Consider the following 18,891-nt stretch of genomic DNA (forward strand, 5'->3'; position numbering starts at 1 on the left):
CCTAAATTTTAACCATTTTATTTTATTTAAACTAACTAATTGTATTATTTAATTATATCAAATAATAATTTTAGGAGATGGTATTATGTGGGAATTAAACCCTTGGTTTAATCTAAAAAGAGGCAAGTTAATAGTTTTACTATCACTCACAGTATTTATCTTTATCTCGTTTAGTCGCAATGTTACGGCTGAACAAACTGTTGATAATAATTCTTATCAACAGTTAAAATTAGCATCGTGGAAATTTGAAGCAACTGTACCAAAGACAAAATATATTGAAGAAAAATGGCAAAATGGTAAATGGGTTCAAACTTACTCAACTACTACTGCTTGGTTAACAATCCGTTGGGATAAAGGATATGATTCTTATAAGAATAATTATAACGAAAAAATTTGGTATAACGATAATGGAACTTACAATAAGCGAAGTTATTACTCTGCCTATACATATACAACTTGGTAGATTAAATAATGTTCTTTTGAACGAAGAATAAAAATATAAATAAGTTTGAATGGTATTCCTTTGTCTAAAGGAATACCATTTTTCGTTCAATGTTCTTTAAGTTAAATAATTTTTTAGTGTTTATACTTCAGTCGCTATTTATTTTCAAATGGAGATAGATAAAAAAATAATTCTGTCACAAGGAGCATTTTCTCACAACATACCTTCTAAATTAATAGGAGTGTGTTTAAATGTCATTTTGGGAAGAATTAGAAATTAAAGTTAATATATATATAAGTTCAAGAAAGAGTTATGATATGGATGATATTATTTTATGCTCATCTAAGTATTTAAAAACTTGCGCTCATAATTCAAGAAAAAAGGCTGAAAATCTAGGAGTCTATATACCTTTTGAGGATTTTTATAGTGAATATTTATTATCATTTTGGCAAGGTATAGAAACATTTTTAGATTCAACAAATCTTTCCTTAAAAAATATAATCCTTAGACGATTATTTATTGCAGAAAAAAAAGTTTGGAGATTGTACAAGAAAAAAACTAAAACAGGATGGGACAAAAATGGTGTAAGCTATGCATCAGCAAGATGGGAAGAATTGAATAATGAAAAAGTAACAAAAAAAACGTATAACCAATTTACAGATTATATGTTAATTATGAACGATGATTTTCGTAATTTCGCAAACGAGAAAAAAGAGAATTCTCAACTAATTTCTTTGCTATTATTTGGATATTCACCTTCTGAAACAATAAAAATTATGGGGATAAGCGATAATTATGATAACGCATCTAGAAAAAAAGTCGAAAGAGCTAAAAAATCTTTTGAAAAGTATCTTAATTTAAATAAGTATTCTATTTTTATGTAAATAAAATACTATAAACAATTGTTTAAGTATCAATTCATAAAGAAATATGGTGCTTCTCACTTTTATTTTAGGTTTTTGGATCCGTTGCTGTCCTTGAGGATAATAGACCGGCTTTTTCACCCAAAGATGTACAACACAGAAGACATAACTGTAGCTAAAAGTTCTTTCTACTGCCCATTTGGTGCAGCCATGAGTATCTTGGGTTATATTTTAATATTTCCTTCAAACCAAGGAAGAGCAGAGATATTTTGAAGAAGTGTCTGCTATAGCCTTAATAGACGAGTCAAATCCTGATAGATTAAATACCGATTTCAATTATGCAGAAAAAGAAAAATAGATCTATATATCCTTTAGAACCAGAAAATTAAAAGGTCTCATAATATAAGATCGATAAAAAAATAATTTTTTATTTAACGCAGAGTATTTCCGCCAATATACTAACAAGACTCTTTAGATTATTCTAAAAAAGAATAGGCTTTTGCTTATTCTTTTTCTTTGCGTTGAGAAGTAATCTTTTACAAAAATAATCGCATTCATCTTTAAATTTATTTACACATAGCACAAGAATTTCCGATTCAAGTTTTTTGACTTATCTGATTTAATATCAAATTTCCAATATTTACATAATTAGTTGATGAAGTCTAAAATTTTTTTTTCGTTCGCTTGACCTCTAAAGCGAACATATATTCTAATGAATGTAGTTAGTTTACACAAATTGATTGTTTTTTACATTTAAAAGATTACAAAGGTCGGTTATTAAAAAGCAGATATTTTATATTCATCATATCGTACTAAATAGTTTTATCTGAATAAACGATCTGAACCTCACATTGAATGGCTTTGACAACGTAAACTACGCAAAAATTACTTAACAACACAGTAAAACACATAACAGAGATGTAACTACGTTTGGAGTTGATTTTATGGATTTTTGGAATGACTTAGAAATTATTTTGGAAACGGATCCTAAGATACGGGAAAGTACTACATTGAAAAATGTGATTAACCATCTTACTCCCTATTTAAAAAATGCAAGAAGCGCACAATTTCGTGCACGAATGACTGGTGCCTATGTACCATTTGAAGATTTTTATAGCACGTATCTTGTGTCAGTCTGGAAAGTTCTTGAGGACCTGCACGCGGAAGTAATAGATATTAAAAAAATTAAAACCATTGTTTTATATCGATTAAAAATAGCTGAAAAAGACGTTTGGAGAACATATATAAAAAAATCAAACAACGTAACAGATATAAATGGCACCACTTATGAAGCAACTCGTTGGAAATCTTTAGAGTGTACCTTGCTTGATTCAATGTATGAAGACTTCAATGATCTTTCTCTTATTTTCAAAGAATTGTTTTTTAAATATATTCAAAAAGAACCCGCTGAAACATACTTTTTCTTGTTGTTAATTCAGGGATATTCTACATCAGAAGCCACAAAAATTGTTTTTGGAGAAGAAGAGTATACCAACAAAGTTCGCAAAAAAATAGAACGTAGTAGAAAAAATTTAAAAACTATCTCTATGAGGAAAAATTTTAATAAGTTAGTGTCACATATTCAAAAATAATACGACATATACTTATGATTCGAATCAAATACTATTATTGAGGTGATAATTATGAATAATTTAAATGTAAAAAGCAATGGGGATCCATGGGTTTTAAATGTGCAGAACTGGTTAAATGAAACATACAGTACCGTTTCAGGTTGGGGAAGTGTTCCTGAAGATGGTAGAACAGGATGGCCTACTATTTATGGAATAATTAAAGCTGTACAACATGAACTTGGAATTACTTCACTTGCAAATAACTTCGGTGTTACTACACAAGCGAAGTGGGATGCGAAAATTAGTAGCCTTCTTGTTCTAGGAACAAAACATAGAATTTTTAAGTTGATAGATGCTGGTATGATTTGTAAGGGAATGGGGACGGGTGCATTTAGCGAAGAATATACCCAATCAACAAAAAATGCTATTCTCCAGTTTAAGTATGCAGCTGGAGTCAACGAATCAACTGATAATTTCTCTTCTATGTGGGCTAAAGCATTATTTGATATGAGTGCATTTAGTTTAGTGTATGGAGGAAGTTTAAAAATTCAACAAGTTCAAATGTATTTAAATCAAAATTATAATCGTTATACTGGAATTCTGCCATGTGATGGTATTTATCAAAGAGAAACAAATAAAGCTTTGATTTATGCTCTACAGGCTGAAATGGGTATGTCAACAAGTGTCGCTAATGGTTTTTTTGGTGAAGGAACTACCGCAAACTGTCCAACTTTATCTCCTTCAATTGGCTCAAAGAATAATATTGCCATTTTGCAAGCGGCTTTAATTGTTAATGAAGAATATAGTGGAAATTTAGATGGGATTTGGACGTCGTCACTTTCTGCAGCATTAAAAAACTACAAGAATTTTATGAATATTTCACCTGTAAACGATACCGCAGACATGCCTGTTATAAAAGCTTTGTTAACTACTACGGGGGATACTTCTAGGAAAACTACTGCTTGCGATACATCCTACCAAATACTAACTATGGATCAGATTAATATTTTGAAAAATGCAGGTTATAATACAATCGGTCGTTATTTGACTGGTACTGTTGGAATTGGAAGTAATGAACGCCCAAAAAACTTAACTATTCCAGAATTAAAATTACTAGAAGCAAATAATTTTAAAGTATTCCCAATTTATCAGAATGGAGGTGCTAGTCTTGCTTATTTTTCTAGATATGGGCAAGGAATTAATGATGCAGTCCAGGCTGGTGCCGCCGCTAAGTCTCTTGGGTTTAAAAATGGAACTACAATTTATTTTGCATGTGACTTTGATGTTTTGGGTGACGAAATTCCAGTAGTTGTGAGTTACTTAAGAGATGTAGTCCATACAATGCAAAGCAAATATCCTGAGTACGGCGTTTCGTTGTACGCGCCAAGAAATGTATGTACGCAAGCAATGAACTCAATTATCCAAATTCAAAATTGTTTTGTATCCGATATGTCCTCGGGGTTTAGTGCTAATCTAGGGTATAAAATGCCTAAGAACTGGTCATTTGATCAATTCTTTGAATATAGTCTTGGGGGAATAGATATTGATAAAGTCGGTGTATCAGGGTATTGGGATAATGGTCAGTCATCGTTTGAATATCCCACAGATGCTGAACGCCTTCTAGAATTAGAAGAAGCTAAAAAAATCTCTATCGCAAAAAAAATTACAGAAGCACTGCCACTATTTAAAGAGAATTTAACCACTGAATTTTCTTCTGAGATTGAACAGACTGCAGTTGTAGGTAATATTGTTTTGCAGTTAAAAATATCAAATAGTATTGATGTTTTTGATGGAAACTATGCAAAGTTTAAAATTGAAAATGGAAAACCAGAGCTTAAATTTCAAGAAGATCTGCAGCTGGTTCAAGACTTAATTGATTTAACGGGTGGAAATAATCAAGTAGTAGATATTGTCAATAGAATTAGTGAAATCATGAATAATGGAGACATTCAGATTTCTATGGATATAAATGACGCTGGTGCTATTGGGGTGCTCATTAAGTCTACAGGAAAAGATACTATCAGATTAAATAATGAGCCTATAAATTATAATTATTCTGTATCTTTAGGTATCTATTTCGATCCTAGAGAGCTTCCACCAGGACTATCACCAGAGTTGGACAGATACAAAATCCAAATTGAAGAATTTGATCGCCGTTTCAGTTTGGCAGTGGGACTAGGTGTTGGTCTTACGCCAGTAGCTGTATTAGGCTTCTTAGGTTTATCAGGTATTGTTGCTACACAGGGTGTATTACAAGGTATTACAGCAATACTGGCTACTATGATAGCCTTTTTTGAAGAAACGTTCAAAGACTAATTTCAATTAAATCAATCGGATGATGTTATCACACTCTTTGTTGTAGAGATGATAGACGTGTGAATTGAGATTTAGAACACAATTTTTATAAGCTAACTGACGAAAAAAGCTAAATCCTTCCAAAAACATGACAAATTTTTGTGGAGGACTTAGCTTTATCATTTAACGTCGTTTATAACATCAAGTATTTCGAGCAATATTAAGATATGATTCTATACATACACCAGCATTATAAACACCCTTAAAAATCCCTAAATCATTTTCTCATACACCAAAGTTGTGATAGAAGAATTGAATTAACGCTACAGTAGCTGAAAAAACAAGCAGCAATATAGAACGATTAATTAATAGAACATTTGACTTAGGTGTGTAGTATCCATTATTTAACGCTACTTTCAATAAGTTTGTAGGATGACTATCTAAATATTCTTTCCAAAACACTTCAATTTCATTCTTCGAATATACTTTTTTCACATATAAAATAGCTATAATATCCGCTATAAGAGTTAATTGAAAAAAAATAAAAAGGACACTTAACCAGTACACCGTTGATAAGAATGGCGTAAAAAAATATAGGAGTATGAATATGAATTGAAAAAAATACGCTAGGTGTCGCAAGAAAAAACCTGTTTTAGGGTTTTCTTTAAAAAAATAATTAGTTTGTTTTTTTAACAATCTTTCAGCATCTTTTAAAGATATTGAGCCAAACTCATTTGCAATTTTTTGGTAAATTTGTTTATTTCCTTTTTCATTTTGTCTAATTAGTACGCCACAAGCAATGAGTAACACCCAATAACATACTACATAAATAATCATCATATTATATTCCTCACTAATCTAATGATTTAAAATTCAAAATCATCCTTGTTATTCTTTTCGAATCGATTCAGCTCTTTTATTAATTATTAGCTTATATATTCACTATATTGATATCAGATTTAATGTTGTTAGTTAATGGAAAAACTAAGGTTGATTTATTGTGACTCTGAGAATTATTACTTCTATTATTATTTTGATTAATATAAAGTGACAACGTTAGTTCATCATCATTTCCATCGAGTAAATATGATACTTCATCATAGTTGTTCAATTCATTTTTCAGTTCTAAAATTAATTGTTTATCAGCAATTGAGACTTTATTTATATTCGATCTATCAATTAGTTCTTGTTTATTATCTGTAATAACTTCTGTAAAATAATGAACTGGAAGATAACTAACTTCTTTTTTTGGAATCTGATTATCAACAAAGCTGAGACCATTATTACACTGACAAAAATAATTTTTGATAGTTCTTTTTCATTATTAAACCCCTCAAGTAATTAATTATCTTGATTATATAAAAAAAACACATCTTAGTCTAGATAACAGTTTGAAGATGTAATAAAACAATACTGTAAACGATTACTGATATAGAAGGGAAATACATTATTAGGTAAATTTTATAAAGGAGTTGCATCATCTTCATAAAAAAAACACTGCACTATTAGCAATGCTCTAAGAATACATGGATTAATAAATTTTTTAATTTACCTTATCTCTCACTAAAACAAATCGATTAGTACCATCAATTTTTCGATACTCACGGTCACAAGTTTTGCATAGATAATGTCCATTTGAGTAAAAAGAATTTCCTTTCCTTACCGTAATTTTTTCTAGATCACCACAATCGCATTCTATCCAATCAGGTGGCCAATACCATCGTTGATTATACGGTGTAACAGGTACTTTCCCTTGGTCACCGTAACATTTCCGCTCAAAAACCATATGAATCATCCCTTCGTGATAAAACACTATAACGTGTATATATTTATTATATAGTATTTTTCAGAATAGACTTTTCTTGTTATAAATTTGTCTCTATAAGGGCCACTGGAACATTAGTTTTTGGCAATCAGTAAAATAAGTTATAAAATCTTATTATAACAATGTTTTATAGTTTCAAAAAGTCATTGTCAAAATGATTCTAATTAATCATTCCCAAAAACTACCGCTATTTTCTGTACGGATGTTCCAGTGCCCCCTTAAACGAGGGAACAAAAAAGGATCAAAAACTATTAAGTTTCTGACACCTTTTTTATCCTGAAATACATCTTATTTGGTGACTAATAACGGGAAGTATAAATACATCAACTTTTTAAAACGGTTCAGAGAAAATATCGTTGGCGCACTTTAAACATAAGATAGATGCATTTTGATTCTCTAAAGCCTTGAGGGATTTTTCTTGAGCGCTATTGATTTTGGGAGGAAATTGCCATTTAGTCCAACATGTTTCATAAGTACTTATTTCTTTCTTACATCTGTTACAATAAAATTTTTTTGACTTTACATCGTACATGTTAAAGCTCCTTTAATCTGTATTTGGACATTGGTTAACCATCTTTTTTGTAATTCTAAAAGATAGGTATATCGATATAAGCAAAAACAATAAACAAACTAAGAACAAGCAGAAAAAGAGAATGTAATTTGATAATTTAAATATTTCATTTATCATAGAAGTTTTCAATAAGTTTTGAACTAACATGAATATAACAATCAGTATCAGAAAAACGATTGAGCTTCCGTTTATTCCAGCTAAATAAACCGCTGGTACTAAAAGGGAAGTGTATATTACACTAATAGCTATTGATAATCCTATAACACTTAAGTATACCAAAATTGAGTATTGGTTGTAAAAAAGTAAAAATATAGAATCTACAATCAAATTGAATAGTGAAATAGTTGCTAGAACAACTCCCATAACAGTATATCTTGATAGGACTATATCCGTATGTCTAATAGGCAAAGTAGTAGAAAAATAGTACCAATCGTCTTTATGATCATCTGTGAATAATGGTAGTACAATCGATACAGAAAAAAATATACTAATAATATTAGCTATTATAAGCCCAGTTTCTTTAAATATCAAAACAGCAGTAAAGTATATGATCAAAAATGAGATAACATAGATTATTTTAATATTATTCCTTAAGGAATAAACACAGCACATCCAGTTTCCTTTGAAAAACCTGATATATAAGATAGTAATGTATTTCTAAATACGGGATCCAATCCATTAGTTGCCTCATCCAGCAACAACAATTTGAGCTTTCGAAACAAAGCATAGGCAAAATTTAATTTCACTTTCATACCATGTGAATAATCGTTAATTTTTTTATCTTTTGGTAAGTCGAATTCCTTTATGTATGAAAAAAATAGCTCCTTGTTCCAGTTTTTAAAAACTTTGCTAAAAATAGAGTTTATATCAATAGCTGTAAATGATGCGTTGAAATGATTTTTGTCTAGAATAATGGCCATTTCTGATTTGTCTGTTTTTGTGTGCTGATCGCCCAAAAAAGATATTTCTCCATTGGACGGCTCTAAATTTTTAAATATTACGTTAAATAAATTTGTTTTCCCTGCACCATTTTCACCTATCAAACCAACAATATCCCCACTGTAGATTTTAAAACTTATGTTGTTGAGACTAAAGTCGCTCCTCTCAAAATTAACATCTGTTACTTTCAAAATTTCCTGCATAGTAATTCTCCTTATTTAAATCATTAAAAATAGTGGTGATATATGCTTCTACCAATGCACCTAGAAAAATAGCGATAATTCCTAATAATAAAATTAATTTTGTATTTTTGACGTTTGCCACATGATATTCAATACTTTTCAAACCAATAAGTGCACCCAAGAAAAAACCAAAAAACTCGATCTCTCCATGAAGTAGAACGGATACTACACCCATTTGTAACATAATAATTAGCGGCGTATTAATGCCTCGAAGATAAGCATTAGATATTATTACAACATAGGTAACATACTTATTTAGAACACATCCGCTACATAATATAAAAAAAAATGAAATTATTGAAAAAAACTTTTGTGAAAAAGTAAAAATCATTTTCGCCCATTACTACTTCTGGCCGATCTAAGTTTATGAACATCAAACTAATAATAACAATAATAAAGTAAGTTAAAAAAAATAACGCATTAATTTTTGCATTTCTTTCTTGTAATCTTGGAACATCAGAAAAGTAACCCCTCTTAGTTAGAAAAAAAGTAAAGAATAAGCAAATCCAGGATATACCATATAGAAATAATAAGTGTAAAATCTTTTTTACTTCCTTCTATTTTTTTGTAAACAGATATGCGAGTATGATTATACTGATAATTTCAAAAGGATTGACCTTGGTTATTAGAATATTTACTAAGTGATTATCCGACTTAATTAAACTATTCAATCCTATATAAGACTCTTTACTAACTCCAAAAATGGCGCCCAGAAATGTGTTCCTTATTTAGAAATAAATCATCCATTGTTGTTCCTCCTCTAATTGGTTTTGACCATTCTTTCAGTAATTATTCAAACGTTAATTTTGCAATCTCAAAATCAAAATACGTTCCAGATACCCAGTCTACATGACCGCTATCTGTAAAAGTTTTGCGGATCACATCCTCTTCATCTTATAGTGCATATATGGCATCAAGGATTGCCTTTGCTTCGTTCTCCTTAAAAATACCTAACTCTTCTTTTCTTTGCGTAAATTGCAGATTCTCAACCGTCGTAGCGTTACTTAAAAAGCCCATCAGGATAGAAAAATCCCCTTTTTTCACATAAACTTGTTTTACTAACTCCCACAATCACATTTGATCCAGCTAGGCGGCCAGTATAAGCGCCGATTGTAGGGCGTTATTGGTATTTTCCATTGTTCATTCAGTTTCTTCATGCACATGAAAGATATTTTAAGTACCCGATAGATTAATAATACCGAGAAAATGGATGGTTAAATTGCAGAACAATGGTGGTACTTAGACCTTTTTTAAGAAGGAAAAGCGATCTTTTTTACCCTCCACGTTCCAGTTGGCTCCACCACTTAGGAGGACAAAAAAATAGACGTGCAATAGCACGTCTGTAGCGTCAATGATTGATATCTCACCGAAATCTTGCTATAATTATTGTGTAAAGAGGAGTTGCGCGAACAACTCCCCTACAGCACCGTTTAAGACGGTGGCAAGTTTTATATTATTTTAGTAATCAGTCAACTCGCCAAAGTTTAGTGACTGGTTACTTTTTTTTGTCGTTTTTTGCTGCAGTTAGGATGCCAAAGATAATCGTTGCGATTAAAGAACCGAAACTAATCATTAGCCCTAATGCTTCAGCTACAGACAAAAGGCTTCTCCTTTCTAAAGAGTGAACACTTACTTTCATAAGCACCACCACCTTTCAAAAGATAGCCACCGTCACAAACTTTACTGTCCTACTATTATACCAAAAATCCACGCTAAAAACCGAGCTTTATCAAGGTTTTCAGCGTTTTTTCATGCGGTAAGAACGGTCTAAGTAAAGGGATTTTTTTCTCGTTTCATCGTTTAAAGGAACCATTCACTCGTTTTATCTACTTTGAAAGATTTTTCTTACCTCAAAAACACATACCTCTACCATTTTCTCTGACCTTACCTCAAGAGATCCCCATTTCTCACCCTTCCTCCTCCCAAGACAGCTCATCCAAGATCCTAATCAACTTCTGGACTTCTTGATTCAACATCGCACTTTTTAAATAGGCATATTGAATATAAAAGATTTCCTTATCTTCAGGGACTAGTGGTATTTTCACTAAGCCTTCCATTTCTTGAAACACGGGAAATTCCGTCATCAAGGTAATGCCGATATTGGAACTGACCAACTGACCAATCGTCTGGACGTCTGAAAAATAAAAGGGGACTTCGGGCTTCTTCTTTGATTTCTCACTTAAATTCTGAAAGGCGCGCATGTGGGTATAGCCTTTTTCCAATAGGATAAAGGGATATTCGGCAGCTTCTTCGAATGAGATCTCCTTTTTTTCTGCCAATGGATTTTCTTTTGACACAAAGATAAAAAACTCTTGTTGGTGCAGCAATTTCACCTGCAGATTCGGGTGGACGAGGGGATTGACACTGCCCAGCAAGCTAAAATCGATTTTTCCTGACAATAGTTTCGAAAGCAATTCATTGGATCCCCCAGATACTAAGTGGAAATTCGAAATAAAGCGGATGATCTCTTTTTCATCTAAGAGTTTTGAAAAAACTTTGGAACGAATGATCGGTGGCAAACCGATGTGGGTCCGGTTGTTTTTGGCATGGTCGATGGCTCGGTCCAAGGTCACAAATTCATCTAAGATATATTGCGCATGAGCCTTCAAAATTTCTCCTTCCGTGGTCAATGAAATGGAGCGATGAGAGGCTTCTCGAGCGATCAAATCACAGCCATAATGCTCTTCCAAGCGTTTGATAGCGTAGCTGACGGTTGGTTGACTGACGGCAAATTTATGCGCCACTTGCGTAAAAGAAAGCATCTCTGCCAAAGCGTTAAAGTATTCTAAATCTCGTATGTTCATCGTCTGATTTCTCCCTTAGCCGATTCAAGCTCGCATCGGTTTTGTTATAAATAATTTTTATTATACCACCGATAGTTGACTATAATTCTGTCCGAGGATTAAAGTAGCTAATGGAAATGAACGAGTACTCAAAATATATCCATTGGAGGAACATAATGAAAGCACATGACATTTTAAATAACCCATTTTTAAACAAAGGAACCGCGTTTACGCAAGAAGAACGAAAAGAACTAGGGTTGATCGGTTTATTGCCCCCTCACGTGCAAACGATCGAAGAACAAGCAGAACAAGCCTATTTGCAATATGTCACCAAAGAATCCGACATTGAAAAACGTCACTTTTTAATGGAGATCTTTAATACCAATCGGACATTGTTCTACTATTTGTTCAACCAACATATCGTTGAATTCAATCCGATCGTCTACGATCCAACGATTGCTGACACCATTGAAAATTACAGCCGCCTATTCGTTGATCCTCAATATGCAGCATACTTAGATATCAATCATCCAGAAAACATCGAAGAAACGTTGAAAAACGCCGCTGGCGATCGGGACATTCGCTTGATCGTAGCCACTGACGCTGAAGGGATTCTTGGGATTGGTGACTGGGGTGTCCAAGGTGTCGATATTTCTGTCGGTAAATTGATGATTTATACAGCAGCTGCTGGGATCGACCCTGCTTCTGTTTTACCAATCATGATCGATGCTGGGACCAACCGTAAAGAATTGTTAGAGGATCATTTGTATCTAGGCAATCGTCAAGAACGTGTCTACGGTGATGCTTACTACCAATTCATCGACCAATTTGTTCAAACGGCAGAATCATTGTTCCCTAAACTTTACTTGCATTGGGAAGACTTTGGCCGTTCAAATGCTGCAACGATTTTGGACAAATACAAACAATCGATTCCAACTTTTAACGATGACATCCAAGGAACGGGAATCGTTGTGCTGGGCGGTATCTTCGGTGCACTGGATATTACAGGTGAAAAATTAACGGATCAAGTCTACTTATGTTATGGCGGTGGTTCCGCTGGTGCCGGGATTGCCAGCCGTGTCCATGCGGAAATGGTCAGCGAAGGGCTTTCAGAAGAAGAAGCCTACAATCATTTCTTTATGGTTGACAAACAAGGGCTTTTGTTCGATGATATGTCCGATTTGACTCCTGCACAAAAACCATTTGCCAAAAAACGGGCTGACTTTGCCAATGCTGGCGATATGACGCAATTGATCAATGTCATTAAAGTCGCAAAACCAACGATTTTGGTCGGTACTTCAACCAATGCGGGTGCCTTTACCAAAGAAGTTGTGGAAGCGATGTGTGAAAACACTGCTCGTCCAGTGATTTTCCCTATCTCGAATCCAACAAAAAAATTAGAAGCAACAGCTGAGCAAGTGATCGAATGGTCTGATGGAAAAGCCTTTGTAGCAACCGGTGTCCCTTCAGGAACGATCCAATACAAAGGGGTCGACTACCAAATCGGTCAAGCAAACAACGCCTTGATCTATCCTGGTCTAGGATTAGGTATGTTGGCTTCAGAAGCCTCTCTCTTGACCGATGAAATGATTGGTGCTGCTGCTCATTCATTAAGTGGTTTGGTTGACTTGAGCCAACCCGGTGCACCAGTTCTTCCACCATTTGAATACGTTGCGGACGTTTCTATCAAAGTGGCTGAAGCAGTTGCCAATAAAGCCAAAGAACAAGGGTTAGCCCAAGCGCAAGAAACCGATATGGCAAAAGCTGTCCAAAATCTGAAATGGTATCCAACATACTAGGAAGGTCTGAAAAATGAATAAATTAAAAACGATGACGATTTCGGGAATTAGTCTTCCCTTGTATCTCTTTTTCATGGTTGTCATATTCAGTGCGATTGCCTTAGACAAGTTGCCATTAAATATGGTTGGGATCACCATTTTACTGGTTGCCTTAGGACACCTGCTGTATTTCATTGGGGAAAAACTCCCGATCATGAATTCTTATCTTGGCGGTGGGTCAGTTTTTACCCTACTTGGTGCCACTCTTTTAGCCTCCTTCCATCTCGTACCCACGAAAGTCATTGACGCGGTCAGTGACTTCATGGGGGGCGGTTTTGGCTTTCTTGATTTCTATATTGCCGCTTTGATTTGCGGCTCGATTTTAGGTATGAACCGCAATTTGTTGGTGAAAGCTTCTACGAAATTCATTCCCGTTGCTTTGATCACCATGGTAGTAGGCTTTTTCTCCGTCGGCCTTGTCGGTATGCTGCTAGGCAATGGCTTTGCTGATTCGGTGATGTATGTGTCTCTACCAATGATGTCTGGCGGAATGGGAGCGGGAATCACCCCACTTTCACAAATTTATGCTGATGGCTTGGCAAACGGCAATCAAGCTGCCATCTTTTCTCAATTAGCGCCAGCAGTTACTTTCGGGAATATTCTTGCCATTATTGGTGCTTTATTTATCGCAAAGGCCTTTGCTAAAACCAAATACAATGGCCATGGTACACTGATCAATGCCACGAAAGAAGAATTAGAAAAACCAAAAATAACGCTTGATGCCCAACAAATCGGGGTCGGGATGCTCTTTTCCTTCTCACTGTTGGTCGTTGGTGCGATTTTAAGCGACTTTTTCCCTAAAATTCACGAGTATGCCTTTATGATCGTGATTGTCTTTATTCTAAAAGCCTTGAACATTGTCCCTAAGAAACTCGAAGATTCTGTGGTGATGTTCAACAATGTTGTGATGACGAATTTGACCCATGCGGTCTTGGCGGGGATTGGTTTGGCATTGATCGATCTGTCAACATTGGCTTCTGCCTTTACTTGGCAATTTGTCGTGCTTTGCCTAACCAGTGTCGTATCTATGGGGGCTGCCAGCTGGTTCTTTGGGATGGTATTGGGGATGTACCCCGTTGAAACCGCAATTGGCGCCGGTATGATCAACAACTCCATGGGGGGAACAGGCAATATCGCTGTATTGTCTGCCTCTGATAGAATGGAAATGATTGCTTTTGCCCAAATGGCCAACCGTTTATGCGGTGCAATCGTGCTGATTTTAGGTGGGATCTTGATCCGTTTCTTCTATTCTTGATCAAAAACAAAAAACAGGTGCTGCTGCGCATGACGCATAGCAGCACCTGTTTTTGCATTCCTCAAACGAATTCGTCCAATTGGTTGCACGAATCAAACAAAGGTTCAATCATTTCCTCATAAAAGAGTCAAAAAGAGCAGTGCCACCGCACTGCTCTTGCGTTACTGATTCATTCAAGGGTTACAGCTTCTGAAACAAGGTTGGTGCTTGATCAGGAGACCAAGTGGTGTCCCCGTAATTTGAGTGGGTGTTGATCACGACATAATTGCTGCCTTTATGGCTCACGATTTCACCACTTGTATACACTTCTGGTGCAGAGAATGTACCTAGTTTCCACACACGGTATTCTGACTCCCCGCCTCCAGGTGTTTCCGTTTCTTCTTTGGCATTGGTTTTCACGCTCAGCTGGTTACTGAAAGCGGATTGTTCGCCCGTTTTGCTGATTGCTTTGATTTGGTAATTGTAGGTTGTATCCGCTGCTAGATTCGTGTCTTCATAGGTTGTTCCTGTGGCTGTAGCGATTTTGACGCCATTGCGGTAAACATCATATCCAGCGATCCCATTTGTATGAGTCGATGCTTGCCACATTAAGGACACGCTGCTGTCTGTCACGCTCATTTGGTGCAGGTTGCCTGGTGTCGAAGGGGTTTCGACTTGATTGTCTGCTGAGGTAGTCACTTTCACTGCAGCACTTTTTTCTGAAACTAACGCCGTAAAGCCGACTGCTTCTACTTGATAGCCATAGGTCGTGTTAGCTTTTAATTGCGTGTCGGTAAAGGTTGGCTCAGTAGTCGTTGCCACTAAGGCACCATCACGATACACGTTGTATTCTTTCGCATCGGTTTGACCGTTCCATGCTAAAGCCACCGTGCTGCTAGTCACTCGTTCTGAGCGGACATTTGCCGGTGCTGCTGGTTTTTCAGGAATGACTGTTGAACCAGAAACGTTAACGTCGATCACGTTATAAAAGGCATTTGGCGTATCGGCAACATCCCAGACCGCTAAAATGACATGGTAACCAAGACGATTTTCTGGAATGGTAATGGTATGGCTTGGGCTATTGCTGGCAGCCGAACCATCGTGATTTACAGTGGCGATCAATTCCAAGCTATCTCTTGAAAGTGGCGCGTTTTGATCCCATCCTGGTTTCGTGATATAGTAATGCCATTTTGTGGTCTTATGCGGCGCTGTATAATGCCAATTGACCCGCAATGGTCCTTGATTGATGTCTTGTTTGGTCCAACGATTGGTTCCTTGTTCATCAAGAACAAAGTCCCCGATTTGTCCGAGTCCACCATCTGCTGAAGCGATACGACCATCTACTGGTCCTGCTTCTGGAAAGCCTTTTTTGGTTTCCAATGATTGTGGGTTTGAAATGACATTGCCATATTTTTCAAACGCAGCGCTCCACCCTAACGTATTGCGATCCAAAGACCCTTGATAGCCCCGACTGACCGGTGATTCCACATAACCATGAGCAAATACTTGTTTTCCCGTGAAGAACAAGGTCCCTCCAAGTAAGATTGCCACCCCGACCGACCATTTTACCAATGCGTTTTTCATACTCTGCCTCCTAAAATTTTTTATCATCGAATAAACCAATTCTATCCGTTTATTCCTTGATTCCGATTCATTGAAAAGCAAATCCTACTGACAAAAACATTTTGTTTATATGTGAATTATAAATTATCAAATCATTATAAGATTATAATGACTAGTTTCCCGTCCTTTCAGTGAGAAATACAAAAAAACTTGAAACGATTCTCCTCCTAATCGCTTAAGAGGATTCGTTCCAAGTTTCTTTCTTTATATACGGTCTTTTTTAGGAAAAAACAGCCGCTTATTTCCCGTTTTCTTTCACATAGTCAGAGGATTGCGCGCCTGCTTGGCGACCAAAGACCATAATGTCGGCTACAGCATTGCCGCCGATTCGATTTTGTCCGTGGATACCGCCGGTCACTTCACCTGCTGCATACAAGCCAGTGATTGGTGTGCCATCTTCTTTCAACACTTGGGTCTTCGTATTGATTTTGACGCCGCCCATTGTGTGGTGGATCCCAGGTGCGATTTGAATCGCATAGAATGGCCCTTCCGTCAGATCATAGTCCATCGCCGTTTCACGACCGAAATCTTTGTCGGCTTTGTCTGCCACTGCTTGGTTCCATGTATCTAAGGTTTTCTTCAAGGTTGCTGGATCGACATCGATTTTTTCAGCTAAGGCTTCGATGGTATCGGCTTCTACCACTACACCTTGTTCTTTGTAGTAATCGACTTGTTTGGCTCTACCTGCTAACGCATTGTCAAAAATTAAGTAGGCATAGCTTTCTGGCAGATCTGTGATAGCAGCAGAAACATTGTCGCGGGTTTCTAATTCATTGTAGAAACGTTCCCCTTGTTGGTTCACCAAGATGGCGCCTTCTCCACGAACGGTTTCACTGATCAACATGCCTGTATCTTGAACCACGGTTGGATGGACTTGGATTTGATCCATATCAACCGTTGCGCCGCCTAATTCTTCGATCATCTTGATGCCATCGCCTGTACTTCCTTCAGAAGTCGTGCTGACATAGCCTTTCAGATCTGGACGGTATTTTTCGATCAGTTCTTTGTTGGAGCCAAAACCACCAGTAGTAACAACGACCGCATCGCCAGCGATTTCTTTTTCTTCGCCATTGATTTTTACGTTGACGCCAGTGACTTTGCCGTCTGTTTCATTGATTTTTGTCACATCAGCATTTACAAATAAAGGAATTTCTTGCTCATGAATGTTTCTCAATAGGCCATCCACCAAATACGTACCGACTGCTGAACCGTCGTGAGGACGATGGATCCGTTTTACACTGGCACCGCCGCTATAGCTGATATTGTCTAAAGTGATCCCCATTGAATCCAACCAATCAATCGCTGAAGCAGAGTTGTCTACTAAATAATGCAGCAATTCTTGATCGTTGGTTCCTTTACCGCCTTTTAGGGTATCTTCAAAAAATAGTTCATTGGAATCTTCAATGCCTTGGGCTTCTTGGAACTTGGTTTCTGATGCGTTCATTCCGCCAGAAGATTTCAAGGTATTTCCGCCTGCGATCGGCATTTTTTCTAAAATGACTGGATTCATTCCAGCATCTTTAGCCGATAAGGCTGCTGCCATCCCTGCACCGCCAGCACCAACGATGACGATATCATATTGATCTTTTAACTCTGCTGGATCGGTATACTCTTGTTGGGAAGCACCTGAAGTGACTTCACTTTCTGAAGAAGAGCTTGCCGCACTGCTGCTGGCTTTTGTTCCGCCATCGGCGCCACATGCACTAAGCAACAATAATGAGGCTGCCCCAATCACCCATTTTGACCATCCACTTTTTTTCATTTGTTTCCCTCCGTTTTTCTTGCTCTTTTCTCCTCACTGATCCCCGTCATATACGATAAGAAAAGAAGCATCTTTCTTGCGAACTCTGCCAACTTGTTACTTTATTAACAATTGTAAATATCTTGCGATCGGACTATTTTTCTATTCGATAGCGATAAAAACATTGTTTAAGCAACATTTCAACAGCGTTCTATTTTATTTAACCATTGTAACAAAAAAAGAAACTAAGTGTCCCGTAATAATTTGTGTATATTTTAACTATTCATTCTCATCTTATTCTAATTTTACCAAAAAAAGATATTATATTTTCCTCGCTACTTTCTGCTATTGAAAGCTATCACAAAAGACATGCCCATAGAAGGATCGTTAAGCACGCGGTCAAAAAGATATGGCCGCGATTGTTCTTTCTCTGTTCTTTTCCCTTTGTCCTACGCCTTCTTTTGTATAATAAAAGAAAAAGCAGAAATGGAGTGGCGAATGGAAAAATTGACCCGAATGTTCGAGCGAGTGATCAGTATTTGCATTGATAGCATATTGGCGATCTTAGTCGTTGTCGTCTTGATTTTTATGGGAAAAGCGATTTTTATGATCAGCACGACGCTCTTTCCCTTAAGTGAAGCGCCCCACCTGTCCTTTTTGATTGAAGAAATTGCCACGCTATTCATTTTATTAGAAATCATTTTGATGTTGCTGCGGTATATGAAGGACGGACACCATATTCCCGTCCGTTACTTGATTCTGATCAGCATTACTGCGATTTTGCGCGAGTTATTGTTGACGCAAGGTATGGCGAACGATGCCCTATTTTTTGCTTTAGCGATCTTTGTTTTGGTACTCGTCTTGCTAGTCCTGCAAAAAATCAATGCCTTCCAACATACCCAAGAAAAAGACCACTGAAACCAC

The 18,891-nt window shown here is 36.2% G+C and carries 16 protein-coding genes; 7 read left to right on the forward strand and 9 right to left on the reverse strand.

What is annotated here, in order from left to right:
* The first annotated feature begins 85 nt into the window (after positions 1-85).
* The 4 genes from IGI72_RS17290 to IGI72_RS17305 all read left to right on the forward strand — a co-directional run bounded on the left by IGI72_RS17290 (position 86) and on the right by IGI72_RS17305 (position 5,192).
* Positions 86-463: a hypothetical protein gene (locus IGI72_RS17290; RefSeq protein WP_115232970.1), complete on the forward strand. Its 378-nt coding sequence runs from the start codon at positions 86-88 to the stop codon at positions 461-463.
* 230 nt (positions 464-693) lie between these two features.
* Positions 694-1,326, forward strand: coding sequence for a BacL2 family protein (gene bacL2, locus IGI72_RS17295; protein ID WP_438754954.1), 633 nt, complete (start codon positions 694-696; stop codon positions 1,324-1,326).
* Positions 1,327-2,249: 923 nt separating this feature from the next.
* Positions 2,250-2,897 carry a hypothetical protein gene (locus IGI72_RS17300; RefSeq protein ID WP_438754956.1) on the forward strand — a complete coding sequence of 216 codons (648 nt, stop codon included), beginning with the start codon at positions 2,250-2,252 and terminating at the stop codon, positions 2,895-2,897.
* A gap of 51 nt (positions 2,898-2,948) precedes the next feature.
* Entirely contained in the window at positions 2,949-5,192 is a 2,244-nt protein-coding gene (locus IGI72_RS17305) for a glycoside hydrolase domain-containing protein (protein ID WP_438754958.1), read from the forward strand.
* Positions 5,193-5,456: 264 nt separating this feature from the next.
* On the opposite strand, the gene IGI72_RS17310 is transcribed toward IGI72_RS17305, so the two are convergent.
* The 7 genes from IGI72_RS17310 to IGI72_RS17340 form a co-directional block, all read right to left on the reverse strand.
* Positions 5,457-6,011, reverse strand: a complete 555-nt coding sequence (locus tag IGI72_RS17310; protein WP_438754960.1) for a hypothetical protein — start codon at positions 6,009-6,011, stop codon at positions 5,457-5,459.
* A gap of 1,529 nt (positions 6,012-7,540) precedes the next feature.
* A complete protein-coding gene (locus tag IGI72_RS17315) occupies positions 7,541-8,179 on the reverse strand; it encodes an ABC-2 transporter permease (RefSeq protein WP_438754962.1) in 639 nt (212 codons plus the stop codon).
* Positions 8,158-8,709, reverse strand: coding sequence for an ATP-binding cassette domain-containing protein (locus IGI72_RS17320; protein WP_311903579.1), 552 nt, complete (start codon positions 8,707-8,709; stop codon positions 8,158-8,160). Before IGI72_RS17320 ends, IGI72_RS17315 begins: the two co-directional genes overlap by 22 nt.
* A complete protein-coding gene (locus IGI72_RS17325) occupies positions 8,678-9,079 on the reverse strand; it encodes a hypothetical protein (RefSeq protein WP_438754964.1) in 402 nt (133 codons plus the stop codon). The genes IGI72_RS17320 and IGI72_RS17325 overlap by 32 nt, the downstream gene beginning before the upstream one ends.
* A gap of 563 nt (positions 9,080-9,642) precedes the next feature.
* Positions 9,643-9,819: a hypothetical protein gene (locus IGI72_RS17330; protein WP_438754966.1), complete on the reverse strand. Its 177-nt coding sequence runs from the start codon at positions 9,817-9,819 to the stop codon at positions 9,643-9,645.
* A gap of 424 nt (positions 9,820-10,243) precedes the next feature.
* Positions 10,244-10,387, reverse strand: a complete 144-nt coding sequence (locus IGI72_RS17335) for a putative holin-like toxin (RefSeq protein ID WP_015510573.1) — start codon at positions 10,385-10,387, stop codon at positions 10,244-10,246.
* 268 nt (positions 10,388-10,655) lie between these two features.
* Positions 10,656-11,552 (reverse strand): LysR family transcriptional regulator, encoded by an 897-nt coding sequence (locus tag IGI72_RS17340; RefSeq protein WP_074536231.1) that lies wholly within the window; start codon positions 11,550-11,552, stop codon positions 10,656-10,658.
* Between the two features lie 116 nt (positions 11,553-11,668).
* On the opposite strand from IGI72_RS17340, the gene IGI72_RS17345 reads away from it, so the two are divergent.
* On the forward strand, positions 11,669-13,330 hold the full coding sequence (locus IGI72_RS17345; protein ID WP_438755124.1) for a malolactic enzyme: 1,662 nt from the start codon (positions 11,669-11,671) through the stop codon (positions 13,328-13,330).
* A gap of 13 nt (positions 13,331-13,343) precedes the next feature.
* Positions 13,344-14,624, forward strand: a complete 1,281-nt coding sequence (locus tag IGI72_RS17350) for a 2-hydroxycarboxylate transporter family protein (protein WP_005230514.1) — start codon at positions 13,344-13,346, stop codon at positions 14,622-14,624.
* A 180-nt stretch (positions 14,625-14,804) separates the two neighbouring features.
* Here the strand turns inward: IGI72_RS17350 and IGI72_RS17355 are convergent, their stop codons facing one another.
* On the reverse strand, positions 14,805-16,187 hold the full coding sequence (locus tag IGI72_RS17355) for a lytic polysaccharide monooxygenase (RefSeq protein ID WP_438754969.1): 1,383 nt from the start codon (positions 16,185-16,187) through the stop codon (positions 14,805-14,807).
* Between the two features lie 277 nt (positions 16,188-16,464).
* On the reverse strand, positions 16,465-17,988 hold the full coding sequence (locus tag IGI72_RS17360; RefSeq protein WP_010748911.1) for a flavocytochrome c: 1,524 nt from the start codon (positions 17,986-17,988) through the stop codon (positions 16,465-16,467).
* Between the two features lie 477 nt (positions 17,989-18,465).
* Between IGI72_RS17360 and IGI72_RS17365 the strand changes: the two genes are divergently transcribed.
* The gene (locus tag IGI72_RS17365) at positions 18,466-18,885 is read left to right on the forward strand and encodes a phosphate-starvation-inducible PsiE family protein (RefSeq protein ID WP_438754971.1); all 420 of its coding nucleotides are present in this window, start codon (positions 18,466-18,468) and stop codon (positions 18,883-18,885) included.
* The last annotated feature ends 6 nt before the right edge of the window (positions 18,886-18,891 follow it).

The organism is Enterococcus sp. DIV1059_2, from assembly GCF_051713685.1.
Classification (GTDB): domain Bacteria; phylum Bacillota; class Bacilli; order Lactobacillales; family Enterococcaceae; genus Enterococcus_D; species Enterococcus_D casseliflavus.

Excerpts from the sequence above, each read along its gene's own strand:
- IGI72_RS17310 (WP_438754960.1), bottom strand. The coding sequence starts at position 6,011 with ATGATGATTATTTATGTAGTATGTTATTGGGTGTTACTCATTGCTTGT.
- IGI72_RS17335 (WP_015510573.1), bottom strand. The coding sequence starts at position 10,387 with ATGAAAGTAAGTGTTCACTCTTTAGAAAGGAGAAGCCTTTTGTCTGTA.
- bacL2 (WP_438754954.1), top strand. The coding sequence starts at position 694 with ATGTCATTTTGGGAAGAATTAGAAATTAAAGTTAATATATATATAAGT.
- IGI72_RS17365 (WP_438754971.1), top strand. The coding sequence starts at position 18,466 with ATGGAAAAATTGACCCGAATGTTCGAGCGAGTGATCAGTATTTGCATT.
- IGI72_RS17360 (WP_010748911.1), bottom strand. The coding sequence starts at position 17,988 with ATGAAAAAAAGTGGATGGTCAAAATGGGTGATTGGGGCAGCCTCATTA.
- IGI72_RS17340 (WP_074536231.1), bottom strand. The coding sequence starts at position 11,552 with ATGAACATACGAGATTTAGAATACTTTAACGCTTTGGCAGAGATGCTT.
- IGI72_RS17290 (WP_115232970.1), top strand. The coding sequence starts at position 86 with ATGTGGGAATTAAACCCTTGGTTTAATCTAAAAAGAGGCAAGTTAATA.
- IGI72_RS17355 (WP_438754969.1), bottom strand. The coding sequence starts at position 16,187 with ATGAAAAACGCATTGGTAAAATGGTCGGTCGGGGTGGCAATCTTACTT.
- IGI72_RS17320 (WP_311903579.1), bottom strand. The coding sequence starts at position 8,709 with ATGCAGGAAATTTTGAAAGTAACAGATGTTAATTTTGAGAGGAGCGAC.
- IGI72_RS17345 (WP_438755124.1), top strand. The coding sequence starts at position 11,669 with ATGAACGAGTACTCAAAATATATCCATTGGAGGAACATAATGAAAGCA.
- IGI72_RS17350 (WP_005230514.1), top strand. The coding sequence starts at position 13,344 with ATGAATAAATTAAAAACGATGACGATTTCGGGAATTAGTCTTCCCTTG.
- IGI72_RS17325 (WP_438754964.1), bottom strand. The coding sequence starts at position 9,079 with ATGATTTTTACTTTTTCACAAAAGTTTTTTTCAATAATTTCATTTTTT.
- IGI72_RS17300 (WP_438754956.1), top strand. The coding sequence starts at position 2,250 with ATGGATTTTTGGAATGACTTAGAAATTATTTTGGAAACGGATCCTAAG.
- IGI72_RS17315 (WP_438754962.1), bottom strand. The coding sequence starts at position 8,179 with ATGTGCTGTGTTTATTCCTTAAGGAATAATATTAAAATAATCTATGTT.
- IGI72_RS17305 (WP_438754958.1), top strand. The coding sequence starts at position 2,949 with ATGAATAATTTAAATGTAAAAAGCAATGGGGATCCATGGGTTTTAAAT.